Annotated in this window: 31 protein-coding genes; all 31 read right to left on the bottom strand. The window is 45.5% G+C overall.

All coding sequences use genetic code 11. The features are described from left to right. Positions 1 to 29: 29 nt before the first annotated feature. Positions 30 to 1280 (bottom strand): stage III sporulation protein AE, encoded by a 1251-nt coding sequence (locus I2H87_RS05075; protein ID WP_009266004.1) that lies wholly within the window; start codon positions 1278 to 1280, stop codon positions 30 to 32. After that, complete coding sequence (locus I2H87_RS05070; protein WP_009266003.1) at positions 1277 to 1663, bottom strand: SpoIIIAC/SpoIIIAD family protein; 387 nt, start codon at positions 1661 to 1663, stop codon at positions 1277 to 1279. The genes I2H87_RS05075 and I2H87_RS05070 overlap by 4 nt, the downstream gene beginning before the upstream one ends. A gap of 38 nt (positions 1664 to 1701) precedes the next feature. After that, positions 1702 to 1896, bottom strand: coding sequence for a stage III sporulation protein AC (gene spoIIIAC / locus I2H87_RS05065; protein ID WP_009266002.1), 195 nt, complete (start codon positions 1894 to 1896; stop codon positions 1702 to 1704). A 9-nt stretch (positions 1897 to 1905) separates the two neighbouring features. Continuing rightward, entirely contained in the window at positions 1906 to 2424 is a 519-nt protein-coding gene (locus I2H87_RS05060; RefSeq protein WP_243273878.1) for a stage III sporulation protein AB, read from the bottom strand. Beyond that, complete coding sequence (gene spoIIIAA / locus I2H87_RS05055; protein WP_195609460.1) at positions 2412 to 3353, bottom strand: stage III sporulation protein AA; 942 nt, start codon at positions 3351 to 3353, stop codon at positions 2412 to 2414. Before spoIIIAA ends, I2H87_RS05060 begins: the two co-directional genes overlap by 13 nt. 134 nt (positions 3354 to 3487) lie before the next feature. Continuing rightward, positions 3488 to 4873 (bottom strand): MATE family efflux transporter, encoded by a 1386-nt coding sequence (locus I2H87_RS05050; protein WP_195609459.1) that lies wholly within the window; start codon positions 4871 to 4873, stop codon positions 3488 to 3490. Further along, positions 4866 to 5318, bottom strand: a complete 453-nt coding sequence (locus I2H87_RS05045; RefSeq protein WP_195609458.1) for a MarR family winged helix-turn-helix transcriptional regulator — start codon at positions 5316 to 5318, stop codon at positions 4866 to 4868. The genes I2H87_RS05050 and I2H87_RS05045 overlap by 8 nt, the downstream gene beginning before the upstream one ends. 573 nt (positions 5319 to 5891) lie before the next feature. Then, positions 5892 to 6005, bottom strand: a complete 114-nt coding sequence (locus tag I2H87_RS05040) for a ClbS/DfsB family four-helix bundle protein (protein WP_456299354.1) — start codon at positions 6003 to 6005, stop codon at positions 5892 to 5894. A 162-nt stretch (positions 6006 to 6167) separates the two neighbouring features. After that, positions 6168 to 6587: a nuclear transport factor 2 family protein gene (locus I2H87_RS05035; protein WP_195609457.1), complete on the bottom strand. Its 420-nt coding sequence runs from the start codon at positions 6585 to 6587 to the stop codon at positions 6168 to 6170. 32 nt (positions 6588 to 6619) lie between these two features. Further along, positions 6620 to 6982, bottom strand: a complete 363-nt coding sequence (locus I2H87_RS05030; RefSeq protein WP_022152670.1) for a VOC family protein — start codon at positions 6980 to 6982, stop codon at positions 6620 to 6622. A 95-nt stretch (positions 6983 to 7077) separates the two neighbouring features. Next, positions 7078 to 7602 carry a transposase gene (locus I2H87_RS05025; protein WP_195609456.1) on the bottom strand — a complete coding sequence of 175 codons (525 nt, stop codon included), beginning with the start codon at positions 7600 to 7602 and terminating at the stop codon, positions 7078 to 7080. 87 nt (positions 7603 to 7689) lie between these two features. Further along, the gene (locus I2H87_RS05020) at positions 7690 to 8466 is read right to left on the bottom strand and encodes a hypothetical protein (protein WP_243273877.1); all 777 of its coding nucleotides are present in this window, start codon (positions 8464 to 8466) and stop codon (positions 7690 to 7692) included. 162 nt (positions 8467 to 8628) lie between these two features. Beyond that, positions 8629 to 9126, bottom strand: a complete 498-nt coding sequence (locus I2H87_RS05015) for a P-loop NTPase family protein (protein WP_022152667.1) — start codon at positions 9124 to 9126, stop codon at positions 8629 to 8631. Between the two features lie 15 nt (positions 9127 to 9141). Beyond that, on the bottom strand, positions 9142 to 9672 hold the full coding sequence (locus tag I2H87_RS05010) for a ClbS/DfsB family four-helix bundle protein (protein ID WP_009265992.1): 531 nt from the start codon (positions 9670 to 9672) through the stop codon (positions 9142 to 9144). A 16-nt stretch (positions 9673 to 9688) separates the two neighbouring features. Beyond that, a complete protein-coding gene (locus I2H87_RS05005; RefSeq protein WP_022152665.1) occupies positions 9689 to 10135 on the bottom strand; it encodes a GNAT family N-acetyltransferase in 447 nt (148 codons plus the stop codon). Positions 10136 to 10301: 166 nt separating this feature from the next. Next, positions 10302 to 10754 (bottom strand): GNAT family N-acetyltransferase, encoded by a 453-nt coding sequence (locus I2H87_RS05000; protein ID WP_022152664.1) that lies wholly within the window; start codon positions 10752 to 10754, stop codon positions 10302 to 10304. 56 nt (positions 10755 to 10810) lie between these two features. After that, a complete protein-coding gene (locus I2H87_RS04995; RefSeq protein ID WP_195609455.1) occupies positions 10811 to 11413 on the bottom strand; it encodes an alpha/beta hydrolase in 603 nt (200 codons plus the stop codon). Between the two features lie 66 nt (positions 11414 to 11479). Beyond that, a complete protein-coding gene (locus I2H87_RS04990) occupies positions 11480 to 11623 on the bottom strand; it encodes a hypothetical protein (RefSeq protein ID WP_009265986.1) in 144 nt (47 codons plus the stop codon). A 191-nt stretch (positions 11624 to 11814) separates the two neighbouring features. Beyond that, positions 11815 to 13902: a polyribonucleotide nucleotidyltransferase gene (locus I2H87_RS04985; protein WP_117549413.1), complete on the bottom strand. Its 2088-nt coding sequence runs from the start codon at positions 13900 to 13902 to the stop codon at positions 11815 to 11817. 286 nt (positions 13903 to 14188) lie between these two features. Continuing rightward, the gene (gene rpsO / locus I2H87_RS04980) at positions 14189 to 14455 is read right to left on the bottom strand and encodes a 30S ribosomal protein S15 (RefSeq protein WP_009265983.1); all 267 of its coding nucleotides are present in this window, start codon (positions 14453 to 14455) and stop codon (positions 14189 to 14191) included. Between the two features lie 134 nt (positions 14456 to 14589). Next, on the bottom strand, positions 14590 to 15945 hold the full coding sequence (locus tag I2H87_RS04975; protein ID WP_195609454.1) for an MATE family efflux transporter: 1356 nt from the start codon (positions 15943 to 15945) through the stop codon (positions 14590 to 14592). 36 nt (positions 15946 to 15981) lie between these two features. Next, entirely contained in the window at positions 15982 to 17628 is a 1647-nt protein-coding gene (locus tag I2H87_RS04970) for a Na/Pi cotransporter family protein (protein WP_195609453.1), read from the bottom strand. A gap of 87 nt (positions 17629 to 17715) precedes the next feature. Continuing rightward, positions 17716 to 18615: a bifunctional riboflavin kinase/FAD synthetase gene (locus I2H87_RS04965; RefSeq protein ID WP_195609470.1), complete on the bottom strand. Its 900-nt coding sequence runs from the start codon at positions 18613 to 18615 to the stop codon at positions 17716 to 17718. Positions 18616 to 18638: 23 nt separating this feature from the next. Continuing rightward, positions 18639 to 19586, bottom strand: a complete 948-nt coding sequence (gene truB / locus I2H87_RS04960; RefSeq protein ID WP_195609452.1) for a tRNA pseudouridine(55) synthase TruB — start codon at positions 19584 to 19586, stop codon at positions 18639 to 18641. Further along, positions 19580 to 20560 (bottom strand): DHH family phosphoesterase, encoded by a 981-nt coding sequence (locus I2H87_RS04955; RefSeq protein ID WP_195609451.1) that lies wholly within the window; start codon positions 20558 to 20560, stop codon positions 19580 to 19582. The genes truB and I2H87_RS04955 overlap by 7 nt, the downstream gene beginning before the upstream one ends. Then, positions 20557 to 20931 carry a 30S ribosome-binding factor RbfA gene (gene rbfA, locus I2H87_RS04950; protein ID WP_009268203.1) on the bottom strand — a complete coding sequence of 125 codons (375 nt, stop codon included), beginning with the start codon at positions 20929 to 20931 and terminating at the stop codon, positions 20557 to 20559. Before rbfA ends, I2H87_RS04955 begins: the two co-directional genes overlap by 4 nt. Beyond that, positions 20931 to 23762 carry a translation initiation factor IF-2 gene (gene infB, locus I2H87_RS04945; RefSeq protein WP_195609450.1) on the bottom strand — a complete coding sequence of 944 codons (2832 nt, stop codon included), beginning with the start codon at positions 23760 to 23762 and terminating at the stop codon, positions 20931 to 20933. Before infB ends, rbfA begins: the two co-directional genes overlap by 1 nt. Before the next feature lie 17 nt (positions 23763 to 23779). After that, positions 23780 to 24103, bottom strand: coding sequence for a L7Ae/L30e/S12e/Gadd45 family ribosomal protein (locus I2H87_RS04940; RefSeq protein ID WP_044955001.1), 324 nt, complete (start codon positions 24101 to 24103; stop codon positions 23780 to 23782). Next, positions 24090 to 24368, bottom strand: a complete 279-nt coding sequence (gene rnpM / locus I2H87_RS04935; protein ID WP_022151904.1) for an RNase P modulator RnpM — start codon at positions 24366 to 24368, stop codon at positions 24090 to 24092. Before rnpM ends, I2H87_RS04940 begins: the two co-directional genes overlap by 14 nt. A 27-nt stretch (positions 24369 to 24395) precedes the next feature. Continuing rightward, a complete protein-coding gene (gene nusA, locus I2H87_RS04930; protein WP_054703070.1) occupies positions 24396 to 25592 on the bottom strand; it encodes a transcription termination factor NusA in 1197 nt (398 codons plus the stop codon). Between the two features lie 21 nt (positions 25593 to 25613). Then, positions 25614 to 26081: a ribosome maturation factor RimP gene (gene rimP, locus I2H87_RS04925; RefSeq protein ID WP_009268208.1), complete on the bottom strand. Its 468-nt coding sequence runs from the start codon at positions 26079 to 26081 to the stop codon at positions 25614 to 25616. Positions 26082 to 26227: the final 146 nt, after the last annotated feature.

The following is a 26227-nucleotide window of genomic DNA, read 5'->3' as shown; positions in this document are numbered from 1 at the left end:
TCGTACCTCTTTTCCCGCCATTTTCTTTCTTAAGATGTCGCCGCTGCCGCCACCGCGATCGTCAGAAGAAACAGAACAAGCACCGTGCACAATACTTTCAGCAGCAATTCATAGCCCGAACTGACGCTGCTGATGCATCCGGTGATACGTTTGTCCGAAACCGGCTGTACGAGCGCAGCCGCAAGCTTATAGAAAAAAGTAAGGACTGCCATCTGGACAACCGGGACGAGACATCCTGCGAGCAGGATCACCGCCCCTGCCATTCCGATCCCGTTTTTGATCAGCACGGTTGTCCCAAGTACAACGTCTGTCATACTGCCGAATGTATTTCCGATCCCAGGGATCGCTTCCACTGTCTTCGTCACAGCGCTTCGTTTCAGTCCGTCGATCGCCGGTCCCAGAAGCCCCTGCACCACATTGATCCCGACTACCAGTGCCAGCAACGTTTTCAAAATCCATAAGATCAGCTTTTTCAGTAGTTCTCCCAGCTCCGTCAGCAGATCCTCCCCCAACATATAATTCATCACCTGCACCATAATATATACATGGATCATCGGAAGCAAAAATTTCAGGATCAGGACTTCCACGAGATAGATCAGGATCAGAACCAGATTGTAGAACATCAGCGCGCTGCTGCTTCCCGACGCAAAGGCAACCGCCAGAAAATATCCCGGGCAAAGCACACGCATAAAATCCACCAGAACTTCTACCCTGTTTTCTATCCCTGACATCGCCACACGAAATGTATTGAGACAAAGTGTGATCAGCAGCATATATAAGACGTAAAAGCTGATCCTGGATATCTGTTTATTTTGCAGCGCACTGGCAAAATTAGAAAAAAGCGCCGCCGTGACCGCCAGCAAAAGCATCGAGACCAACTGCTTTTTATTACTGCGGAATTCAAAGGAAAACTGGTCATAAAGATACTGTTTCGCCATTTCCCACGCCGTTTCAAACTCCCCCGACAAGAGCGGATCCAATACATCCCGAAATGTACGTTTCTCCCCCGGCAGTATTTGCTCCATCCCCTCATCCATTTCTGTAAAATCAAATGCCTCCAGAAGCCGTTCCTGCATCTCCTCCCACAATTCCGGATCTGAGTGTCCCAGAGAGCTCTCTTTATCGCTCCGCGATACCGAGACCGTCTCTCCGGTCGCATAGCCGGTCTCTTCCGACGCATGACAGGTCCGTCCCGATATGCAGACACTCAGACAGACCAAAATGAAAACACGCCAAGTCCAAAGAATCCGTCTCACTTGCACTCCCCCGTCGCGTCTCATACGAGAAACTCCTGTATCGTCTCCAGAAGCGCCAAAAGGATCGGCATTCCCATCGCAAGGATCGTCAGCTTGCTGAACACTTCGATCTGCACTGCGATCGTCTGATATCCGGTATCCTTGCAGATGCTCGATGAAAATTCCGAAATATAAGTGATGCCGATCATTTTCAGCATCGTGGACAGATATCCGGTATCCACACTGATATAACGGCTGATCTCATCGATCGTCCGCACAAAAATTTCCAAACGGTCCACGATACAAAGAAACAGAACAATGCTCACCGCCACACTCATATAAATCCCATATTCTGTTTTCCCGCCTTTGAACTGGATCGCAAGCAGCGCTCCCAGCACGCCGATCATTCCGATCTGTACCATATTCATGACCGTATCCTCCATCTATTTTCCGACCGGATTTTCGTTTACAGTGAAAACATCCGCTGTACGGATTCAAATAATTCATAGATAAAAGGCAGCACCCAGGTAAGGACAAGGATCAATCCCGCAAGACTTACCAAAAATGCCTGCTCATCTCTCCCGCTATGCTTCAGCACCTGACTTAAGATCGATACGAGAATCCCAACCGCAGCGATTTTAAAGATTAAATTGATACTCATGCCTCCTCCTTAGATCAAAATGACGATCAAAAAAATGCCTCCCATCACTCCCAGACAGTTTCCGATCCGTTTTTTTGCACTCAAACTTTCCCGTACCTTTTCGATCTCCAGCTCCAACCGTTCCACATAAAGTTTTAAATGCAGGCTTTCCGATGTGCTGTCCATTCTTCCGAGACAGCTCCCTAGTTCTTTTAGCTGGATCACATGCTCGCTTTTTAAATGAAGTGTATGCAGATCCCGGTCAATGGAGCGCATCCAGATTTTAAAGAATTCGTCTTCTTTTCGACGTTCCACCTGCCGCTCCAATCCATGAAGCCATCCTTTGTAAGGTTCTCTCACCCGCACTGCCGCCTGCCCGAACACTTCGCCAAGCGGCGCTTTCGTGTACTCAAGTTCCCCTTTCAGCATATAGATGATATGCCGGATATAAAGCAGTTTTTCCAAATAATCCTGCTGCTCCATGCCATAGAGAAATCCGGCGCCGCTCGTCGCCGTCAGTACAAGAATGGAGCCGATCATTTTCCACATAGCCGGATCCCCCGCTCATCGTAAATCCCCCGCACGGTTCCGGGCTTTCCCTCATGATCCAGCACAATATACCGCTCAAACCGCCTTTGTTCGATCAATTCTTTTACGCCCGGTCTCTCCGAAATTTCTTCCAGATCACTTCCGTGTACGCTGGCGATCAGTTTGCAACCGCAGTGCATCGCATATTCCAGCGCCCGTATCTCCTCTTCACCGCCAATCTCGTCGATCGCAAGCACCCGGGGCGCCATAGAACGGATCAAAAGGATCATCCCCTCCGCTTTCGGACAGCAATCCAGAATATCGGTCCGCATCCCGATGTCATTCTGCGCGATTCCGAGATAACATCCACCTAACTCGGAACGCTCGTCCACCACCCCCACCGTACAGCCTTTGACATACGCATTTCCATCCGAAATCTGACGGATCATATCCCGGATCAATGTCGTTTTACCGCAGCACGGCGGAGAAATGATCAGCGTATGACACACTTCCCTGTTCTTTGTTATGTACCGCATCACCGGATCCGCACATCCGATCACCTCATGCGCCGCCCGGATATTCACCGAAGAAATATACTGCATATTTTTGATCTTATTTCCCTCCACGATCACTTTTCCACTCACGCCGATGCGATGCCCTCCCTCAATCGTAAGAAATCCCTGTCTTAATTCCGTTTCGTATGCATACAGAGAATAACGGCTGATGTAATCCATCGTTTCTCTGATTTCTTCTTTCGTCACCAGATACGGCGCGCCGTCCTCTCCCGACAGGATCCGCTCCGTGTTTTCGCAGATGACCAAAAGCGGCTTCCCGACGCGGAGCCGGATCTCCTGCAGTCTGGAAAAATCCAAGGATTCTCTTTCCAGGATTTTCCGGATACTTCCCGCCAGTATCTGATAAATCTGCTGCTGTTTTCTTTCTTCATTCATCTTGTCCACCTCTTTAACCAATATATGAATGAGTTTCGGAAATATACATAGATTTATCAGATTCTGTTTGCACGGATAAAAAAAGAAAACTGCCACATGAATTTTCATGTGACAGCCTTCAGCTTTTCCATATTCTATTGTTCCTGCTTTGGTTTTCTTCTCTCCATTTCCGCAAGCACTTTCCGGAACTGGAAGAAGAACAATACTGCGGTAAATGACACCGCCAAAAAATCGGCGATCGGCTCCGCCAGATAAACCGCCATCGTCTGATTGGATTTCCAGATCTGCGGTACAATATAAATCAGAGGAAGCAGCAAGATGAACTTTCGCATCACCGCCACGATGATCGAAGATTTCGCATTTCCGATGGACATAAATGTCATCTGACATGCCATCTGGATTCCGAACAAAAGCATACAAGCCATATAGATCCGGAGTGCGGTTCTTGTAAATTCGATCAATGCCGCATCTGCCGTAAACATTGCCGCAAACATCTGCGGGAACAACATAACAAGCACCCACAACAGAGTCGCATAAAGCAGACTGGATTTCAAAAGCAGCCAGAATGCGCCTTTGACACGCTCTCTGTTCCCTGCCCCGTAATTATAACTGATGATTGGCTGAGCTCCCTGCCCAAGTCCCTGAAGCGGCAGCATCGCAAACTGCATCACGCTGGTCAGGATCGTCATCGCACCAACCGCTATATCTCCGCCGTATTTTAAAAGAGACGAGTTAAAGCACACAGAGATCACGCTCTCGCTTGCCTGCATAATGAAGACAGCGGAACCAAGAGCCAGACACGGAACGATCACCGAACGGCTCAGTCCCATATTTTCTTTTTTGATCCGCAGTGTCGTCTTCTTTCCAAATAAAAATGTCAGCACCCAGATACAGGAACATGCCTGCGAAAGAATCGTTGCAAGCGCAGCTCCGCGCACTCCCATTCCAAAGCCAAAGATAAAGATCGGATCCAGAACGATGTTGATCACCGCCCCGATGAGAACCGAAAGCATTCCCGTCTTTGTAAATCCCTGGGCCGTGATAAACGCGTTCATTCCAAGTGTCAGCTGTACAAAAACAGTTCCGATCGAATAAATGTTCATATACTGTACGGCATATTCGATCGTATTTCCGCTGGCTCCGAATGCAAGAAGCATATTCCGGTTCCAGAGCAAAAGGATCGCCGTCAAAACTGCGGAGACGATCAGCTGTGTCGTAAAACAGTTTCCCAACGTCTTCTCCGCTTTTTCTTTCTCTCCTTTTCCCATGAAGATCGAAGCACGCGGTGCACCGCCGTTGCCTACAAGCGCCGCAAATGCAGACACGATCATGATCAGCGGCATACAGACTCCAACGCCGGTCAGCGCGAGTGCCCCGACATCCGGAATATGTCCGATATACATACGGTCTACGATATTATAAAGCATATTGATCAGCTGTGCCGCAACTGTCGGAAGCGCCAGCCGCATCAAAAGCTTTCCAAGTGGTTCTTTTGCCAGGAAATCTTTCTCATTATTCATTCTCCATTCTCCTTTTCATCGTGTTCTTTGTGTTCTCCACCATTCGGTCATTTAACTCTATGTACAACCTACGCTCTTCTTCTGAAAAGCCACGAAACAACTCTTCTTCAAATTCATTCTGTCTTTTTTCGATCAGGTCCGTGATCGGTTTTGCCGATGCCAACAACGACAAATGGATCTTTCTCCGATCCTTATGATCCTGTTCTCTTTCAAGCAGTCCTTTTCGGATCAGATTTTCCACTGCAAGAGACACATTTCCTTTGGAAAGTCTCCGCAGCTCCACAATGTCCCCTGCCGTATCTTTTCCCGGATTATTGTGCAGAAAACTGATGATCTTTCCTTCGATCAATGTCAGCTGATACTTGCCGCAGACCATTTTGATCATACCGTCATGCAGTTTCGTCATTCCCTGAACGGTCATCAGAAAATCTGTTGTTCCAGCCATACAATCCCGCCTCCTGTCCAGTTTGTTTCTTTTAAAACAGTTCTTTTCAGAACCTTTATCATTATAACGCTTTATCGAAGAATGTCAAGTAAAAACCACAGCTTTTCTAACCTTTTCTAACAATCAAAAAGAGACAGATTAACAAAATCATCTGCCCCTGTCTTGTATACTTCAAATGCAAATTAATTGTTCACCAAACGAACCGGAAGTTTATTTACTACTCCATATCATTTGACCACCCAAATAAACATTTTCTATTCCGTCTATGTCGATAGATGTTTGATATTGACCACTTGAAAACAGAAAAGATACAGGTACTTTTTTTGCACTTATGAGCACCTTATTTTCCTCTTGTTCAATTTTCCAACCTCTGAGGGCAACCGCAGAATCCGTTGCGGATACTTGTAGCTCCAAGGTTGTACTGTTTTGTGTGACACTATATGTCAATTGGTTTCCAGCAATCGTTTCTCCTATTACAAATAAATTTAGCAAAAAACACAATATAATAATTCCTAAAATTGCAATGCCTATCCCTATTTTTTCTTCACAATATGTCCCTCCATCAATTCCGATTTACAATGCTGTCTTTTTCCATTTTCTGATCTTCGTTCTGAAAGTTCCGAAAGGAGCAACCGTATTGACGTGAATGAACTTGTAAATTCCATGTTTCTTATCCTCTTCCCTCACAACTTGTCTATTTTTCACGAAAGATCACATGGATCAGAATATAAATCATCAGAGATACCGCCAAATACACCACTGCCGCCAGTAAGATCCATTCCATCTCTCCCATCTTTACAGCCTCCTTTCATCCCTTTTCAGCTTTTTATTTCCTCTGCTCTTTTGCTCCTAAAACCAACTTATTTTTTCATCTCTGAACTCTGGTGTTTCACCGTGTTCATAAGGATCATAGCGATTCAGATTGCATCCAAATTCTTTTAATGATTTTATTTTTTGCTCCTCCGCCCATACGATCAAGGAAACTCCGTCAAATTCCTCCACAGTTCCATCCTTCATTTTATTTTTGAAATACCATTCTACAACGGTTTGATCTCCTTTATGAAAAAACTGTTTAATATTCCATACCAGAACTTTTCCCCGCGTATTCCATTCATGAAACCAATGTTTTACCATTTTACGGTTATGATATTTCGGTCCCCAGCTTTCGACATACGTTACATCCTCCTCAAAAATATCGTCGATGCCTAAATCTTGTTTGGTAAGCCACATTTCAAACCACAGATAGATGATCCGCTCTCGCTCTTCCACAATGGCAGCACCTCGCTTTCTCCATTCTTACATTACATCGGTGTCCCAACTTCGATCAAGTTGCCGTCCGGATCATAAAAACGGATTACTTTTTGCCCCCAGCTATGTGTGATCAGTTTATTCACATATTGGATTGATGGATAAGACTGTTCCAGTTTTTCAATAAATGCTTCTATATTTTCTTCCTCAAAGTACAATTCACAGGCATTGTTTTGCTGAACAATCTCTTTTCCCAGAAATTTTTTCCAGATTTTCTCATCTTGAAGCACAAGCCCCTCCGTCAAAATCATGTTGCCGTTATTGTCAAGCACCAGATCTAGCCCAAACAAGTCTTTGTAAAACTGTCTTGATTTTTCTATATCTTTAACAACGATTAAAACATTCTTTAATTTCATTACATGCTACCTCGCAAATATAAATTCTTTTTTCGCTAGACAAACTGAAAGTTGTCGCTAACAACGAAAGGAATATCTTTTATTATACTGTAATCTCACTTTTTATCAAATCTGCAATACATTACAAAGTTTTTTACAGAAAAATGCTTGGGATTAAGATATTTAACTCCAGCATCTATCAGTTCAAATTTTTCATAATCAAACGCAAGTTTTTCATTATTCAAAAAATCGTCATCTATCCAGAAAGCAGGTAAAATATGCTCACAATAATCAGAGTATCTTCTGCACTCAATACATTCTTCATCTAAAGAATCTACGCCGACATAATGAATATCATAATCTACAGTATCGTTTATAAATTTTTCAAGGAAACTGTTCAAAACAAAGGCTACTCTATCATCACAATAAACATAACCAATTAAATTCTTATCTGTTATTTCCACACATTCATTATATCTGTCTATTGTTGAGTCATAGTATATAGCATACCAATATGCTTCTGGATTTCCCGCCTGTGAAAGAAAATAATTTCCAATAATGGCTTCCAAATGTCCACATAATGAAATCCATTGATGGTTTGTACTACTACCTATCGAAAAAATACCACTAATATCCGTCATTTCATCACGCTCTCTATTGTATATCTTCAAATATAATTTTGTTCACACAAATTCTAATTTACACATATGAAATATAGGCTTATAATCTTACCATTCATTTATGGCATACAAAATAGCAAGTCTTACATTTTTTAACAACTCAGAAGATAGAGTTTCGTATTCTTCAGATAACCCTTTTTTGTGAGCCATATATGCTGGGCTATCATTCCACGAACCCATTGCTCCAAAAACATCCGAAATACTTGCAGCTTCGAACATTTGAAGATTTTGCTGTGGAATTGGTGGTAAACTCAAACCATACTTTTCATCTGGATATTCGCTACAGCCATCTAAAAGGTTTATAGCAGAAGTAAAAATATTAGCAAAATTTTCACACTCAATTTTTTTAGCCAATTCTTTAATCGATAATAATACATCTCGAAATGAGTTAATGTTATTCTCAAAATATGGTTTTTTTGATGGTGGATTAGTCCACTCATGCTCTGAATATAGAATATTCCATTTTTTTTGCATAGAGTCAAATTGCCAATCAGCAGTAAAGTATGTTACTTTTCCGCTTTTGTAAAAACACAAAATGGAACTTTCTGTTGTATTTGAAAATCCTAAAAATTGTCTATCCTTTACTGAATATGGACATAGCAACTTTATATCCTGTATCCCATTTTTCTTTATTTGTTCAAACCACAATGAAACATTAGAAGCGGTATATTTTTCTGTCCTTAAAAATTTCTTTTGAGGTAAAAAGATAAATTCAATTTTATTCTCATATTCTAATTGAGAAAATCTAATTGGTTCTGATAATTGCAACGCTTTTTTGCTCGTCGCTACAATAGATGCAATTTGAAACATTTGTCCATTCATCATTTCGCCTCCTCTTAATATGAATAATACTGTTCTTTCAAAACTTCCAATTTTTCTGTTTCCATCCCGACCTCATCTTCTTGCCCTGCGGACAAGAAGCATCTCTCGCTTTGCTCAGTCTATTCTCGTTCTTATAACTCTTTTTATACCGGCAGACTCTAGTATTCAGCCAAACGTTTTTGCTAAATACTCATCTATTTCCGCTCTTGAATGAAAGACATAGATGTTTTTTTGATTTTTATATTTTCCCAACAATTCATATACGATCGGCAATTCATGTTTGGGGAAATCAAGAATCCATTGTCTAAATTCGTCATCAAATTTTGTTTCTATCCATGGCATATCTACACGTTGTTTACCTATACGTGATTTTGCTCCAGCCAGACACTCCTCTACCGGAAGATCCAGTAAAAATATAGTTTCACATGCTTGAATGCGCATTTCAAGTGTTCTTCCATAGTTGCCGTCAATAATCCATTCGCTTCCCGAAATTATTTCTTTTAATTTGTCGTCAAACGTATTTCTGTCGACATTTGTTTTGTCCGGCTTATGCCATAACATATCAAGATAATATAAAGGTAAGTGAGTTTTATCACTTAATCTTCTTGCGAATGTACTTTTTCCCGCACCCGGACAGCCGATTATGATTACCTTTTGAAACATAAAAACCTCTTTTTATCAATCGGAATAAACCAATGCAATCTTTTTCCATTTTCTGATCTTTGTTCTGAAAGTTCCGAAAGGGGCGACCGTATTGATGTGAATAAACTTGTAAACTTCCCACACCGCTGTTTTTGTGGCATCATCCGCCCACTTTCTCATATGTGGCTGAAACAACTCTTGCTCGCTCATTGAATCGATCATTGTATGGATCGCTGTAATATTTTCTTTCAATCTATCTTTCAATTCCGTTAACGATAAATGTGAATATGTATCTGTAAACCATTGATATAAATCCCCCAGCTGATTCCATTTAAACATTTCGGACGGTGTTTTCACTTCAATCCCATGCTTCTCCTCATCTTCCCATTTTAAAACTAACGTTGTCCATCCAACTTGATAAGCAAGATTTTCTGCCGGAGTTCTGTCCACTTCCATTACTCTCTTATCTTTTAAAGATTCCGGAATATTATCAAATTCGGAAATATACTTTTCAAAACTTTTATCTATCTCATTTTTTAGCTCCGCTTTATCCTGATATGTTCTCAAATTATTTCCTCCCCGCTTATCTCTTTAACACAAATTCCTGAACGGGACTTCCAAATTCTTCTGTTAACTTTCCCTCGACAAACCCCATACGCTTATAGAATGCTCTCGCAGCAATTCCTTCCGGCACACCGTCACGATAAGTCGTAACAAATATGTCTTTTGAGGAATCCAGTTTCGTGAACATATAAGACAACATTTTTTCAGCAATATGCCGTCTGCGGTATTCAGCCGCAACTGCCAAAAAACATAACTCACTGTTTTCATTTGAGAATAATAGAATGCCGACTATTTTTCCTTTTTCTTTTGCACAAATTGCAGAATTTCTGTTCATAAAGTCCAAAACAATATTTCTATGTTCATTCAAGGCTTCCTCCGTCTCAAGCCCCGGAAATGAATCCCTCACTTTTTCTACAAGGTTCATCCAATGATCAATATCCTGTTCGGTTCCAAGCTGAATTATCATTACTTTCACTCCTCAAATTCTACAAATAGGGATGCTAAACTGCTATCGTTTCATCCTACACATCTTTAATTCTTCAAAAAACACATCTTTATTTCTTACATTAAATCCCCTCCATCTTTCAACTCAATAACTTCCTATTTTATTCTCGACTAAACAAACTGGAATTTTATCTATGGATATACATTCTTGTCATATCAGGCTCATTGTCCCCTTGAACCATACACAAAAATTCCCAACCATATCTTTCATAAAAACTTGTGTGGTCTGTAATCAAATAGATAGGAGTAATTCCTTTGGACTTCATATCTTTCACAACAATATGAAGTAATTGTCCTGCAATTCCTTGACAACGATATTCCTTGTCTGTATATACCGCACATACATTTGGCGTAAGGTCTTTCCTGTCATGAAAATCATTTTCGATTACTCCAAGACCACCTACAATCCGTTCTTTATCTAAGCAAAGATACCAACCATATTCTGTTTCATGATTAAGATAGGCTTCCATACATTCAAGATAGGCTTCTCGTGGCACTTCCCATTTATCATGAAACCATGTGGCTGCTTCTTCTTTTAATTCGGGTTTTTGTCTTAAAGTAACATAAGTATATTCTTTCATATTTGCCTCTCAACTTCTAATTTTTCTATTTTATTCTCAACTAAACGAATTGAATTTTATTTGGCAGATTTGATTATCCACTCATCAAGAAATTTCATTTGTTCTTCCGTATGAAACCAATGCTCTCCATTTTTCATGATAGAAAGTGTTGAAGTAGTTCTTTGTACAAATTCCAATATCGTTCCATAGGGGATGAGATTATCTTTTTCACCATACAAAATGTGCGTTGGGATTTTCCATATAATAGGATTTTCTCTTACATAGCAAAGATAATCCCATGAAATGGTCTCTCCAAAAGTTGTCTGAATTTCTTTTTTCTCTTTGAGTTCATCTTCTGTAACATTTGCCCAAATCATCATATCAGCAATAAGCCTTTCCATATCTACAACAGGCGAAATAAAATATGCTTTCTCTATTTGCTGATTTGATAAGGCATTGATAGCAAAATACGCTCCAATGCTATTAGCGATTATTTCAACAGACCTGTAGTTTCTACATATCGAATTAAAAAATAATGAAAATTCTTCTTTTGCTTCCCACGGAAACTGTGCAGTATAGTCAAGACCAATCACATCACAATCACTAAAGAGCGATTTGTAATGAATAGCTTCTTCAGCATTTCCACCTTTTCCATGTATATAAATAATTGCTTTATCCACAATAGTTATCCTCCACAACTTCCTGTTTTTCTATTTTATTCTCAACTAAATGAACTGGAATTTATTTTACTTACATTCCATAAATCCTATGATTGAAAAAATCAATCCTACAATTCCAATCCCAATAGAGAGTAGCTCTATTCCTGATGAACAAAGAGAAATTACGATAGCAAAGAGTAGTATTGCGATACCTAATCCAATTTTTTTCATTGTAAATCCCTCCTTTGAAATTTCTAATTGAACAAAATCGCTATCTTTACTAAAGATTATATCATTAGAAAATTATGTAGTCATTCTTTTTCAAACGCTATTTTTAATGAAAAGTATCTTTTTTCATAAAAAAAGACCCGGCACAGAAATCTTCACATTCTTTCTGTACTGAGTCTTTTTATTATGATTTATTATTCAGCCACATCTCTCATGCTGAAGCTGAATCTTCCCATCTTGTCTTTTCCGAGACATACAACTTTCACAACATCCCCGAGCTTCAGAACGTCTTCCACCTTGTTCACTCTTTCTTTAGAGATCTTGGAAATATGCACCATTCCCTCTTTTCCCGGAGCAAACTCAACGAATGCACCAAATTCTTTGATGCTGATCACTTTTCCCTCGAATACCTGACCAGCCTCAAAATCTGTCACGATCGTTGTGATCAGTTTGGCAGCTTTTTCCATGCTCTCTTTCTCAGTTCCGCAGATCGATACTGCTCCGTCGTCCTCGATGTCGATCTTCACGCCGGTCTGTTCGATGATCGCATTGATGGTCTTTCCTCTCTGACCAACGACATCACCGATCTTCTGCGGATCGATCTGCATCTGGATGATCTTCGGCGCATACTCTCCGACTTCTGTTCTCGGTTCTGCGATCGCTTTGTTCATCACTTCATCGAGAATATAGGTTCTCGCTTTTTTCGTTGCAGCGATCGCCTCTTCAATGATCGGTCTTGTCAATCCGTGGATCTTAATATCCATCTGGATCGCCGTGATTCCTTTGTGTGTACCTGCCACTTTAAAGTCCATATCTCCAAAGAAATCTTCCAATCCCTGAATATCAGTCAATACAAGATAATCATCATCGGTATCTCCTGTCACAAGTCCTGCGGAAATTCCGGCAACTGCGGACTTGATCGGCACACCTGCGGACATCAGTGACATACTGGATGCGCAGACACTTGCCTGAGAAGTGGATCCGTTGGATTCAAATGTCTCGGATACGGTACGGATCGCATACGGGAACTCGGATTCGCTCGGAAGTACCGGAAGCAGGGCACGTTCTGCCAACGCTCCGTGTCCGATCTCACGTCTTCCCGGACCTCTGGACGGTCTCGTCTCTCCCACGGAGTAGGACGGGAAATTGTAGTGATGCATATATCTCTTGGAAGTCTCCGCCTCGTCCAATCCATCCAGTCTCTGTGCTTCGGAAAGCGGAGCCAGTGTTGTCACGGTACAAATCTGTGTCTGTCCTCTTGTGAACATCGCCGATCCATGTACACGCGGAATCAGGTCGATCTCTGCCGCGAGCGGACGGATCTGATCGATCGCACGTCCGTCCGGACGTTTGTGATCTTTTAAGATCATCTTTCTGACTGTCTTCTTCTGATACTGATATACTGCTTCGCCAAGCACGGAAAGCCACTCTTCATTCTCTGCAAATGCTTCTTCCAGCTTCTCTGTGATCACACGGATATTCTCTTCACGCGTCTGTTTGTCGTCTGTAAATACAGCCTCTTCCATCTCTTCCGGAGTCACGATCTCACGGATTGCCGCAAACAACTCTTCCGGAACAGCGCAGCTCTCATAAGAATGTTTTTCTTTTCCGCATTCTGCAACGATCGTCTCGATAAATGCGATCACTTTCTGGTTCAGCTCATGTGCCGCAAAGATCGCCTCGATCATCTGAGCTTCCGGAACTTCGTTCGCTCCTGCCTCGATCATGATCACTTTCTCTTTTGTAGACGCAACCGTCAGCGCAAGGTCGGATACTTCTTTCTGTGCTGCCGTAGGGTTAAATACGAACTCTCCGTCAACAAGACCTACCTGTGTTGTGGAGATCGGTCCGTCAAACGGAATATCGGAAATACTTGTTGCGATTGCCGCGCCAAGCATCGCCGTCAGTTCTGGGCTGCAGTCCTGATCAACAGACATGACAAGATTTTCCAGTGTCACGTCATTCCGGTAATCTTTCGGGAACAACGGACGCATCGGACGGTCGATGACACGGCAGGTCAGGATCGCATTCTCAGATGCTTTTCCCTCTCTTTTGTTAAATCCTCCCGGGATCTTGCCGACAGAATATAATCTTTCATTATACTCTACGCTCAGAGGAAAGAAATCGATCCCCTCTCTCGGCTTCTCGGATGCTGTTGCCGTACACAGAACGGTCGTATCACCATAGTGCATCAAAACCGCACCGTTCGCCTGTTTCGCAACTCTGTCTACATCAACCCGCAGGGTTCTTCCTGCAAGTTCCATCTCAAATTTTTTAAACATAGCGTTCTCCTTATCATTTTCCAAACATTTTGCCGGTCAGGAGCGTCCGAAACTACTGAAAAAACCACCAACTACTGCTGATATTCTTTTCAGTGGTCTCGGGAACATTCTCCTGTCCACAGTCTTTTATATTATAACATACCCTTATAGGTAACGCAATGAGTTCTTTCGACAATCCGGCATGAAATCCGGCAGCGAAACATTCTTTCGGTAATTCCCGGCAGTCTGATCGTCATCTATACAAAAAACCTGCACAGCTTCCGCCATGCAGGTTCGCGTCATGATATTATTTTCTCAGACCAAGTCTTTCGATCAGTGTACGGTATCTCTCGATATCAACTTTCTTCAGGTATGCCAGAAGACCACGTCTCTGTCCTACCATCTTCAGAAGTCCTCTTCTGGAGTGGTGATCTTTCGGGTTGCTCTTGAAGTGATCTGTCAGATCGTTGATTCTTGCTGTGAGAAGTGCCACCTGTACTTCCGGTGATCCTGTATCTCCCTCACATCTTCCGTATTCGTTGATGATTGCCTGTTTCTGTTCCTTTGTGATCATGTTTCATTTCCTCCTTGAAATTCTTCTAAAAACGCCTGGTATTAAGCGGCGGTTGGAGTTATCCGCTCACCGAACACCGGTTTTTCATACCTCGAGTAGTATAGCATAAGACTTTTTCTCTGTAAAGTCCTTTTTTATCTTGTCAGATCTTTTACCCACTTATTCTTACGATAGTGGATCAGTACCCACGGGATCTTGCCGACTTCATCCAGACAGGTACACGCATAGACGACAAGCACCGGCCAGTCCAAAAAGAACGTGCCCGCTGCCGCCAGCGGAATGGCAATACCCCACATCACGACCATCAGGCTGTACATATCAAACATCGTATCGCCGCCTGCCGCGAAAATCCCGTTGATGACGATCGTATTGACCGCCCGTCCGATCATGTAGAACGACATGATCAGCATCATTCCAAGCAGATAATCCTGTGCCCCATCCGTCAGTTTCACAAACATCATGATCAGCGGCGTCATAAGCAGCATCACTGCTGCCGATACGATCCCTGTCAGAAATGCCAGAACAAGCAGACGGTCACCATACAATTTTCCGGTTTTCAGATCACCGGCTCCCAGCTCGTTTCCGACGAGGATCCCACCGCCGCTGGCAAGACCGTTGCACAGACAACATACAAGGTCTCGCACGACAGCCGCCACCGAATTAGCTGCCGTCGCATCCGTTCCGAGATGCCCCATGAACGCGGAATAAGACGTAAATCCGATCCCCCAAGCAAGCGATGCGCCTAAGATCGGCAGCATACATTTCCGGAAATCTTTTGCAAGCAGGGCGTCCCGATGAAACAGCCGGCTCCAGTCAGGACGGATATATCCCTCCTGATGCGACACGGTCACCGCCCATCCAAGCTCGATGATCCGGGAAATCAAAGTCGCAAGCGCCGCCCCCTGCACGCCCATCGCCGGAAGTCCGAAAAATCCAAAGATAAAAACCGCATTTAATACGATATTGATCAACACTGCGCCGATACTGATCTTTGCGGTCTGCGCCGCGTGGTCGCTGACTTTCATGATCGCCAGATAACATTGGGAAATCCCGGTCAGCAGATAGGACCATCCCGCCACTTTCAAATAGCGGATCCCGATCTCGATCAGCACTTCTTCATTGGTAAAGATCAGCATCAGCCAGCGTGGAAAAAAGATACATCCGATAAAAAACAGGATGCTTGTCACGCCTGCAAGACGGATGCTCATACAGAAAAGATCATTGATCGTTTTCTTATCCCCTTTTCCCCAATACTGCGCTCCCAATATCACCAGACCTGCCACGATCGCTCCCAGAACCATATTTTGGATAAACTGGATCTGTGTCGCCAACGAAACCGCCGCCATCGCATTTTGTTCCACACGTCCGAGCATGATTGCGTCCGCCGCAGCGACCGAAGCAAGCATCAGGCTCTGCACTGCGATCGGAACCGTTAATTTCCATAATTTTCCGTAAAATATCTTATCTCCGAATATATTTCCCTGTTTCATATGATCCCTGTTTCCACTCGTCTGATTTTCGTCGCCTTACTCTTCCTCTTCTTCACTGAGATCTTCCGGTTCCAGGATTGCAAACGCGATATTCGTGGCATGATCCGCCGCACGTTCCAGGCCGGAAATCGCATCGGAGTATAGCATGCTTGCTTCCGGTGTACATTTTCCTTTGGTCAGCCGCTTCACATGCGCTTTCTGCAGTTTCCGCTCCAGCTGATCCACCGCTTCTTCCAATTGCAGAACCTCTTTCATATGTTCCGTACTGCGCTCCGAAAACATTTGCAATGCATAATCCAGCACTTCCGTTACCATCTCTGCCATCTCCCGGATCTGGCGGATGGCTTTCTCACTAAACGGGATCTGTTTTTCCATCCGCTCTTTTGCCGCCTCCGCGAAATTCTCCGCGTGATCGCCGATCCGCTCAATATCGTTGACTACATGGAACAGACCGCCGAGGATCTTTGCATCCGCGATCGGAAGATCCAATTCACTGATCTTCACGAGATAATCGGTGATCTGCCGGTTCAGAAAATCAATGTAGGCTTCCTGTTCGCACACCTTTTTTATCTTCTTTTCATCCGGTTCGCAAAGCGCTTCCATGCTCATTTTCAAATTGTTCATGGCAAGCTCACCCATCTGCTGCAGTTCATGGATTCCATCCACAACTGCGGTTGCCGGGGACACGCTTCCCTCCGGCTGGATATATTTCAGTTCATAGGCATCCGTACTGCACACATCCTCCCCCGGAACGATCCGGTACGTTGCTTTTACGACCCATCCCATAAATGGGAAAAGGAGGAATACTTCGCAAATTTTGATCAGCGTATGCGCATTTGCCACCGCTCTGCTGACATTGCCTTTGGAAAGCGCCAGAATGCCGTCTGCGATCGGATCCAACGCGATCGTCAAAATAAGAAAGATCACAAAAGAACCGATGATGTTGAACAAAAAGTGGATCCACGCCGCACGCTTTGCATCCTTTTTCCCTCCGATCGAAGCCAGTAATGCGGATACACAAGACCCCATATTACATCCCAGGATCAAAAAGAAGCAGATCGGAAATGCCAAAAGCCCCTGCGACGCCATCAGAATGACGATCCCAACCGTTGCCGACGAACTCTGCAGGATTGCCGTGATCACAAATCCTACCAAAATCGCCATCAGTGGGTTGGTCAAAGAACCAAGCAGTGAAACAACTTCCGGCGACTCCCTGAACGAGGACATCGCACCGCTCATCGTACTGAGCCCCATGAACAAGATACCAAAACCTAAGATCACGACTCCGATCTTTTTCACGTTCTGCTTATTGCAGAACATAAACATGACCACACCGATGATCACAAACAACGGTGCGACATCGGAAAGATTAAATGCGATCAGCTGTCCTGTCACCGTCGTACCGATATTGGCTCCTAGGATCACGCCGGCCGCCTGAAACAGATTCATCAGTCCCGAATTCACAAAGCTGACGACCATGACCGTCGTCGCGCTGGAGGACTGCACCACCGCCGTAAAAAGAATACCGACCAGCATTCCCACAAATCTGTTTTTCGTAAAAAATTCAAGAATCGAGCGCATTCTCGCGCCTGCAACCTGCTCCAGACCGTCGCTCATCAGTTTCATTCCAAACAAAAACAAACCTAAACCGCCCAACAGCAGGAAAATTGTTGTTATCCCCATTTGTATTTCCCTTCGCTTTTCTCAAGCAAATCTTTTGTTGTTCCTCTCGTCGGTGTACAAAGGACGATACGCCTTTGCACGCCTCCTCTAATGCTCCTCCAGATGAAAATAGCGTCTCCCATACAGAATATCTGCGTCCACCTGACGTTTCAATTCATCCACCGATGCAAACTTCTGTTCCGGCCGCTCAAAATCACACAACTCGACCGTGATCTGTTTTCCGTATGCATTTCCGTCATATCCAAGAACGAATACTTCCGCAAGAAGACGCATCTCCTCCGTCACAGTCGGCTTGACACCCACATTTCCGATTCCCGGGAACCATATTCCGTCAATCTCCACCCTGCAGGCATAGACGCCGAAACGGGGCGCCTTTTTCCTCGCTTCAAACGCCACGTTCATGGTCGGAAATCCGAGACGTCTTCCCAGTTGTTTCCCGTGCTCCACGACGCCGGACACCGAATACCGATATCCGAGCAATTCATTTGCCAGTCCGATCTTTCCCGCTTCCAGTGCTTTGCGCACCCGTGTGCTGCTGATCACATCTTTGTCATACACTTCCTTGTCAACCACTTCCAGACGATAGCCGTAAACATCTGCATATTGTCTTAGCATCTCCACATTTCCACGCTTCTCATGTCCAAAACAAAAATCTGTCCCGACAACAACATACGCCGCGTGAAACCGCTCCGCAAGCACCTCTTTGATAAAAGTTTCCGGCTCCATCTGCCGGATCCTCTCATGGAACGATGTAAAGATCAGCACATCCGTCTCCGGTTCCAGCCGCTTTCGCTTCTCCGGTCCTGTCAGGAGCATGTCTTTCCCCATATCAAAAGAACAGACGATACTGACGGTCTCGTCCGAAGCGTGATCCCGCACCCGTTCGATCAGCTTTTGATGTCCTCTATGTAATCCGTCAAATTTTCCCAGCGTCACCGCGGATCTTTTTTCACTTTGATAGGATTCGATTTCTGTAATATACTGCATATCTGTCTTCTGTCCGTCCTCTTCTACTCCTGCGTCAAAAACATCTTTTCCACGCGAAATTCCATACGTCGTCTCTCCCGCACATCCACACCGTTTTGCTGTCCTTTCATCCGACATCGGAAGATTCCGACAAACTGTCCCTGCACGTCATAGATCCGGACGGGCTCCCCGTCCTGTATGCCGCCGGGATCCTCCATCAATTCCTCTTGTCCGAACGGATTGCCATTGTAAGCTTTCGCTTCTTTTCCTTTTCGGAGCGTCAGCTTTGGATATTCCGAAAACAGCGCGTCCACCGGAAGCAGAACCTCTTCCAGTTTTTCTTCCGCCGACAGCCGCTCGATTTCCGAAAGCCGCAGGCTGTCTTCCAGAGAAAAACAGCTTACTTTTGTGCGCAGCAGCGTCTCCATACAGCCGCCGCACCCGAGACTCTCGCCGATATCATGGCAAAGCGTGCGGATATACGTTCCTTTGGAACAATGCACGCGCATCCGGATCCGCGGAAGCCGGACTTCCACGACTTCAATCTCATAGACCGTAACCCTCCGGCGTTTTCTTTCCACTTCAACGCCCGCTCTTGCCAGTTCATACAGCTTCTTTCCGTTGACTTTCAATGCGGAATACATCGGCGGAAGCTGATCATATGTCCCGACATAGCTGTCGATACATTTCCTGACTTCCTGTTCCGTCAGAGCTTTTGTATCCCGTTCCTTTAACACCGTACCGGAAATATCCTGCGTATCGGTCGTCTTCCCGAGCAGCAGCGTCGTTTCATAAATCTTATCTTTCTCCGTAAGCAGCGCGCATACTTTCGTCGCGCGTCCCAGACAGACCGGGAGCACCCCCTCCGCATCCGGATCGAGCGTGCCCGTATGTCCGATCTTTTTCTGTTTTGTGATTCCGCGAAGCTTTGCAACTACGTCATGGGAAGTAAATCCCTTTTCTTTGTAAATGTTTAAAATTCCGTTCAGCATTCCGTCTCTCCCGAATCCGCTCCGCAAAGCTGCAATGCGATCTGACCGCTGATGTTATTGATCACGTCGTGAACCGTCCCTTTCATCGTCACGCCCGCCGCGCGCACATGACCGCCGCCGCCGAAATATTTCGCGATCCGGCTGACATCCACACACCCTTTGGAGCGCAGGCTGACTTTATAAGTATGCGGTTCCGTTTCATAAAGAAAAATCGCCGTTTCCACTCCGGCTGTCTGCCGCAGTTGGCTCACGATCCCCTCCAGATCACTTGGCACTGCCTCAAAAAAGCGCAGATCTTTCTGCGAAATATAAGAAACAATGCATCGTCTGTCCAGGATCATCATGCTTTCCAGCAATGCTTTCCCGAGGATCTGGTTCTGCACATAACTTTTTTCAAAATAACTTTTCTCAATGATCTCATCGCCCTTGATCCCTTTGCGCATCAGGTTTGCCGCCGCTTCCATCGTCTCCGGTGACGTACAGGAATACTGAAATACTCCTGTGTCATGGGCGATCCCCATATACAGAGCCTCCGCGCATGCATAGCCGATCTTCGCATCATCCAGCAGATGATAAACCAGCTCCGACGTGGAGCTTGCATCCGGAACAATGTGATTGAAATCCGCAAATGCTTCATTGCTGACATGGTGATCGATACAAAGTGTCTCTCCGGCGCTTTCAAACAACGTCGCCGAAAATCCCAGCCTTGCCTTGTCCCCGCAGTCCAGACAGATAAACAGATCATATTCCGTTCCCGCTTCGATCTCATGCCGGATCTCTTCCGTACCCTGAACGATCGTGTAGCAGTCTGCCACCGGCTCTAAATAAACGTCGGTTTTTATCTGCGGGAAATTTTCTTTTAAGTACAAATACAGTCCCATGCAGGAACCGACGCAGTCCCCGTCGGGACGGATGTGACCGCTAAGCGCCACGCTCCGTTTCCCCTTGAGGATCTCCGTTAATACGATACTCATTCTTCCTCACCGTCTTTCAGATCTTTGGTCAGTTCATCGATCTTCCGGCTCATGTTCACGCCGTATTCGATGGACTGATCGAGAATAAATACGATTTCCGGCGTATTTCTCATATTGATCGTTCTTGCCAGCTCCCGGCGGATATATCCCTCCGCGCTCTGAAGTCCTTTCAACGTATCCTGCTGTGCTTTTTCATCGCCAAGCACGCTGATAAATGCCTTACAAGTCTTCAGATCCGGCGCGACTTCCACCGCAACCACAGAAGTCATCGGTGCGACGCGGGGATCTTTGATCCCGCCCCGCAGAATATTACCAAGTTCCCGCTGAACTTCTGCATTTACCCTTGTATTTTTTATACTGTTCTTTCTCATTATTTTCGCTCTACCTCTACCATCTTATAAGCTTCTACCAGGTCGCCCTCTTTGATATCGTTAAAGTTCTCAAATACAAAACCACACTCGTATCCGGCCCTTACTTCCTTGACATCGTCCTTAAAACGTTTCAGGGATGCAAGCGGTCCGTCGAAGATCACAATGCCGTCGCGTGTCAGACGGACAGAACAATTCCGCTCAAACGTACCGTCCTGTACATAGGAACCGGCGATCGTTCCGACTCCGGAAGCCTTGAATGTCTGACGTACTTCCGCATGACCGAGAACTTTTTCCTCGAATACCGGATCCAGCATTCCTTTCATTGCCGCTTCCACATCTTCGATCGCACTGTAGATCACGCGGTACAGTCTCAGATCCACACCCTCGCGGTCTGCAATCTCTTTTGCAGTTGCATCCGGACGCACGTTAAATCCGATGATGATCGCATTGGATGCGCTTGCCAGACTGACGTCGGATTCATTGATCGCACCGACGCCGCCGTGAATGATCTTGATCACAACTTCTTCATTGGACAATTTCAGAAGACTCTGTTTCAATGCCTCCACAGATCCCTGCACATCTGCTTTTACGACGATCTTCAGTTCTTTTAAGTTACCCTCCTGAATCTGATTGAACAGATCGTCCAGTGACATCTTGGATTTGGTCTCTTCGATCAGTTTTGCTTTATTCTGGGAAATAAATGTCTCCGCAAAGTTTCTTGCTTCTTTCTCGCTGTCGCAGTTGACAAATACTTCTCCCGCATTCGGAACATCGTTCAGTCCGAGGATCTCAACCGGCTGGGACGGTCCTGCTTCTTTGACACGTCTTCCTCTGTCGTCCATCATCGCGCGGACTCTTCCGTGTGCGCTTCCCGCAGCGATCGCATCTCCGACATGGAGCGTACCTTTCTGTACAAGAACTGTTGCGACGGAACCTTTTCCTTTATCGAGCTGTGCTTCGATCACAAGTCCTCTTGCCGCACGGTTCGGATTGGCTTTTAATTCCATCACTTCCGCAGTCAGAAGCACCATCTCGAGCAGTTCCTGGATTCCCTCTCCGGTATGAGCCGAAACCGGCACGAAGATCGTACTTCCGCCCCAGTCTTCCGCGATCAGTTCATACTCGGTCAGTTCCTGTTTCACACGTTCGATATTTGCACTCGGTTTGTCGATCTTGTTGATCGCAACGATGATCTCGATCCCTGCTGCTTTCGCATGGTTGATCGCTTCTACGGTCTGCGGCATTACACCGTCGTCCGCCGCCACGACAAGGATCGCGATATCTGTGGAATTTGCTCCGCGCATACGCATTGCGGTAAATGCCTCATGTCCCGGCGTATCCAGAAATGTGATCTTTTCTCCGTTGACTTCCACAACCGATGCACCGATATGCTGTGTGATACCGCCGGCTTCCCGGTCGATCACATTGGAGTGACGGATTGCATCCAGAAGAGAGGTTTTACCGTGGTCAACGTGACCCATCACGCAGACTACCGGAGGACGTTTCACCATCGCCTCTTCATCCTCTTCCTCTTCTTTTAACAGTTCTTCGATCACGTCCACAACCTCTTCTTTTTCACAGAGGATATCAAATTCCATTGCGATCTCTTCTGCGGTATCATAATCGATTTCCTGATTTACCGTCACGATCTTGCCCTGCATGAACAGTTTCTTTACGATCACGGACGGTACTATCTTCATCTTATCGGCAAGTTCTTTGATCGTCAGCATTTCCGGGATCACGATCTGTTTGATCTCTTCTACCGGCTCCTGTTTCGGCTGCTGCGGTTTCTTTACTTCTGCAACCGGTTTGCTCTTTCTGCCTTTTTTGCCTTTGTTTTCAAATTCTCCCTCTCGGAGTTCTTTCTTTTTATAGTCTTTCTCTTTATCTTTGCCTTTATTCCTCTGGCTCTTCTGCTGTTCTACCATTGGCGTCGGAATGGAATCGCGATCGTCGCGTCGTCCGCCCTGACGACCCTGCGGACGGTTTCCGCCGTACTGGGAATTGCCCCTGTCGCCTCTTGGCTGACGGGAACCTCTCTCGCTATCCTGGCTTCTTCTTCCCTGTCCGTCATTCTGATAACGGTTTCCGTCTCTTCTGCCCTGACCATCGTTCTGATAACGGTTTCCGCCCTGGTTTCTTCTTCCGTCCCCGCCTCGGTCATTATTACGATCATTATTGCGGTCATGGTTACGATCCGTGTTCCGGTCGCTGTAACGGTCGCCTCCGCGGTCGTTTCCACGTTCACCCCCACGGCGCGGATTTCCGCTGCCCTGCGGACGGTTTCCCTGACTTCTGTTCTCCTGTGAGCGTGCTGCGTTCTGTCCGCGGTTCTCTCCTGCTGCCTGACTGCGGTTTGTCTGCTCTGCTTTTTCCTGCGGACGCGCCGGACGTGCTGTCTGTGCCGCCGTGCCTGCCGGACGGGCTGTATTTCCTGCGGACGCACCAGCCGGACGGGCGCCGTTTCCTGCGGATGCTGCTGCCGGGCGTGCGCCGTTTCCTGCTGCACCGGTCGGACGTACTCCGCCTCGTCCTGCACCCTGACGTGCTCCCGCCGGACGATTGGAAGATCCTCTTCCGGAATTTTTTGCATTCTGCGGACGGAACACCTGCATGATCGTCTTTTTCTTCGGTGCTTCCTCTTTCTTCTCTCCCGCTTTCTCTGCGCCTGCGGATTTTCCGAACTCTTTCTTCAGATCCGCAACCACATTATCTTCCAGCGAACTCATATGGCTTTTCACTTCCACATCTTTTTTCTTCAGAGCTTCCATCAGATCTTTATTGTCAACTCCCAGCTCTTTAGCCAGTTCATGTACTCTCATTTTTGTCATATTCTTTGCTACCTCCTTTATGCAATCGTCTCGTTGTTTTCTGTCAAATGTTTAAGAACTCCTTTTGCAAATCCTTCGTCCAATATTGCCAGAGATGCACGGAATTCTTTTCCCATTGCATGCCCTAAGGTATCTTTATCTCCATAAAAATAAATTGGAACCTTATAAAATTCACACATATCCCGAAACTTTTTCTTTGTATTGTCTGAGGAATCGCCTGCTACGATCACCAACGCGGCGCGGCCGGTTTTGACCTCCCGTTCCGTCATAAACTCGCCGCTTGCTGTCTGCCCCGCTTTTGTCGCAAGACCAATGAGCGATAATACTTTATCTTGCTTCAATCTCATTCATCTCCTTTTCCAGACGTTCGTATACTTCCGGCGGGATCGCCTGTTTGAAAGAACGCTCCAGTCCTTTGCTTTTTACTGCTTTGCCCAAACAATCCCCGGAATTACAAATATATGCGCCCCGTCCGTTTTTCTTTCCTGTCGCGTCCAGAACAAAGTTCCCGTCCTCACAGCGCACCACACGGATCAGTTCTTTTTTCGGTTTCATTTCGCCGCAGCCTACGCATTTCCGAAGCGGCACTTTTCGCGTACTCGCCATCTGTATCACCTCTTTTATATTCCGATCTTATTCTGCTTCGATGAATTCCGGCATTTCTTCTGCGTCGTCACCCTCTGCATATTCCGGTTCTGCCGGCTCTTCTTCATAGTCTGTCTCATATTCTCCGACATATCCCTCTTCGTCCATCATCGCCATCTGATCCATATAATCTGCCGGAAGTTCTCCGGATTCGATCGCCTGCGTCTCACTCTTGATATCGATCTTATATCCGGTCAGACGTGCCGCAAGACGCGCATTCTGTCCCTCTTTACCGATGGCAAGTGACAGTTGGTAATCCGGAACGATCACGCTTGCCACTTTTTCATCCGGATCTGCCAGTACGGAAATCACTTTCGCCGGGCTCAACGCATTCTCGATCAGAAGCGCCGGGTTCTCATCCCAATTGATGATATCGATCTTCTCTCCGCGCAGTTCATTGACAACGGCATTGACACGCGCGCCGTTCAGCCCGACACATGCGCCCACCGGATCTACGTTCGGATCATTGGACCAGACTGCCATCTTCGTACGCGATCCTGCTTCACGGGCAATACTCTTGATCTCTACGGTTCCGTCTTTTACTTCCGCAACCTCCGCCTCAAACAGGCGTTTCACCAGTTCCGGATGGGTACGGGATACGAGGATCTTCGGTCCTTTCGGTGCATTTTTCACTTCCACTACATACAGTTTGATACGGTCGGTCGGTTTGAACACCTCGCCTTTCACCTGTTCGTTTTCTGTCAGCATCGCATCGGCTCTTCCGAGATTGATACTGATGTTCTTTCCGACATAACGCTGTACCACACCGGTCACGATATCTTTTTCTTTTTCAAAATACTGATCGAAGACCGCTTTTCTTTCTTCCTCGCGGATCTTCTGCAGGATCAGATTCTTTGCATTCTGCGTTGCGATCCGTCCGAATGATTTGGACTCCACCGGGATCTGCGCGATGTCTCCAAGGTGAAGAGAGGAGTCCAGCTTCTCTGCATCTTCCAGACTGATCTCCAATGCCGGATCAAATACTTCTTCCACCACTTCTTTCTCCGCAAACACGGAATAATCGCAAGTCTCGCGATCCATGATCACCTTGATGTTGTCGGAAGTCCCAAAATGGTTCTTACATGCACTGATCAAAGAATTTTCAATTGCATCCATCATTGTATCTTTGCTGATATTTTTTTCTTCTTCAAGAATTGTCAACGCTTCTAATAACTCTGTATTCATCTTTCTTTCCTCCTTATACTGCTAAAAATCCAACGCCAGCCGGATCAATGCGATCTCCTGTCTTTGGAAAGTCTGTTCCGTGTCATCCTCATAAACGATCGTCACGCTTTCCTTATCATACGCCTTGAGTTCCCCGACAAATTCTTTCTGCCGGTCGATCGGGCGGTATGTCCGGATTTCCACTTCCTCACCGAGACTTCTCTGAAAATCTTTGTCTTTCTTCAGCGGTCTTCCCAGTCCCGGAGAACTCACCTCAAAGATGTAAGTATCTTCAATATAATCCTTTTCATCCAGAACATCCGAGAACTTCCGGCTGACCGCCTCACAGTCGTCCACGGTGATCCCGCCCGGTTTGTCGATATATGCGCGCAGATACCATGTTCCCGCTTCTTTTACATACTCTACATCTACCAGTTCAAATCCAAATCCGGTTACGATCGGTTCCAGTAGTTCTTCTGTCTGTTTTTCATACTGCTCTCTTTTTGACACGTTATACTTCCTTTCCTTGCCTGATTCTCTGTTTTATGCAAATGTGAGATTACATTTGCACGGTTACAGCAAAGAAGAGTGAACTTTCGTTCACTCTTCTGCCGGATTCCTTATGTAACTGATATTAACTCTAGCACCTTTTCCAC

It is taken from the genome of Mediterraneibacter glycyrrhizinilyticus, from assembly GCF_015560805.1.
In the GTDB taxonomy this organism is placed as follows: domain Bacteria; phylum Bacillota; class Clostridia; order Lachnospirales; family Lachnospiraceae; genus Schaedlerella; species Schaedlerella glycyrrhizinilytica_A.
The sequence above is the reverse complement of the archived record's forward strand: the minus strand, read 5'-3'. Positions and strand labels throughout refer to the sequence as shown.

Coding starts and splice junctions, on each gene's coding strand:
- I2H87_RS05075 (WP_009266004.1), bottom strand. CDS start 1,280: ATGAGACGCGACGGGGGAGTGCAAGTGAGACGGATTCTTTGGACTTGG.
- I2H87_RS05070 (WP_009266003.1), bottom strand. CDS start 1,663: ATGAATATGGTACAGATCGGAATGATCGGCGTGCTGGGAGCGCTGCTT.
- spoIIIAC (WP_009266002.1), bottom strand. CDS start 1,896: ATGAGTATCAATTTAATCTTTAAAATCGCTGCGGTTGGGATTCTCGTA.
- I2H87_RS05060 (WP_243273878.1), bottom strand. CDS start 2,424: ATGTGGAAAATGATCGGCTCCATTCTTGTACTGACGGCGACGAGCGGC.
- spoIIIAA (WP_195609460.1), bottom strand. CDS start 3,353: ATGAATGAAGAAAGAAAACAGCAGCAGATTTATCAGATACTGGCGGGA.
- I2H87_RS05050 (WP_195609459.1), bottom strand. CDS start 4,873: ATGAATAATGAGAAAGATTTCCTGGCAAAAGAACCACTTGGAAAGCTT.
- I2H87_RS05045 (WP_195609458.1), bottom strand. CDS start 5,318: ATGGCTGGAACAACAGATTTTCTGATGACCGTTCAGGGAATGACGAAA.
- I2H87_RS05030 (WP_022152670.1), bottom strand. CDS start 6,982: ATGAAATTAAAGAATGTTTTAATCGTTGTTAAAGATATAGAAAAATCA.
- I2H87_RS05025 (WP_195609456.1), bottom strand. CDS start 7,602: ATGACGGATATTAGTGGTATTTTTTCGATAGGTAGTAGTACAAACCAT.
- I2H87_RS05020 (WP_243273877.1), bottom strand. CDS start 8,466: ATGATGAATGGACAAATGTTTCAAATTGCATCTATTGTAGCGACGAGC.
- I2H87_RS05015 (WP_022152667.1), bottom strand. CDS start 9,126: ATGTTTCAAAAGGTAATCATAATCGGCTGTCCGGGTGCGGGAAAAAGT.
- I2H87_RS05005 (WP_022152665.1), bottom strand. CDS start 10,135: ATGATAATTCAGCTTGGAACCGAACAGGATATTGATCATTGGATGAAC.
- I2H87_RS05000 (WP_022152664.1), bottom strand. CDS start 10,754: ATGAAAGAATATACTTATGTTACTTTAAGACAAAAACCCGAATTAAAA.
- I2H87_RS04990 (WP_009265986.1), bottom strand. CDS start 11,623: ATGAAAAAAATTGGATTAGGTATCGCAATACTACTCTTTGCTATCGTA.
- I2H87_RS04985 (WP_117549413.1), bottom strand. CDS start 13,902: ATGTTTAAAAAATTTGAGATGGAACTTGCAGGAAGAACCCTGCGGGTT.
- rpsO (WP_009265983.1), bottom strand. CDS start 14,455: ATGATCACAAAGGAACAGAAACAGGCAATCATCAACGAATACGGAAGA.
- I2H87_RS04975 (WP_195609454.1), bottom strand. CDS start 15,945: ATGAAACAGGGAAATATATTCGGAGATAAGATATTTTACGGAAAATTA.
- I2H87_RS04970 (WP_195609453.1), bottom strand. CDS start 17,628: ATGGGGATAACAACAATTTTCCTGCTGTTGGGCGGTTTAGGTTTGTTT.
- I2H87_RS04965 (WP_195609470.1), bottom strand. CDS start 18,615: ATGCAGTATATTACAGAAATCGAATCCTATCAAAGTGAAAAAAGATCC.
- truB (WP_195609452.1), bottom strand. CDS start 19,586: ATGCTGAACGGAATTTTAAACATTTACAAAGAAAAGGGATTTACTTCC.
- I2H87_RS04955 (WP_195609451.1), bottom strand. CDS start 20,560: ATGAGTATCGTATTAACGGAGATCCTCAAGGGGAAACGGAGCGTGGCG.
- rbfA (WP_009268203.1), bottom strand. CDS start 20,931: ATGAGAAAGAACAGTATAAAAAATACAAGGGTAAATGCAGAAGTTCAG.
- infB (WP_195609450.1), bottom strand. CDS start 23,762: ATGACAAAAATGAGAGTACATGAACTGGCTAAAGAGCTGGGAGTTGAC.
- rnpM (WP_022151904.1), bottom strand. CDS start 24,368: ATGGCGAGTACGCGAAAAGTGCCGCTTCGGAAATGCGTAGGCTGCGGC.
- nusA (WP_054703070.1), bottom strand. CDS start 25,592: ATGAATACAGAGTTATTAGAAGCGTTGACAATTCTTGAAGAAGAAAAA.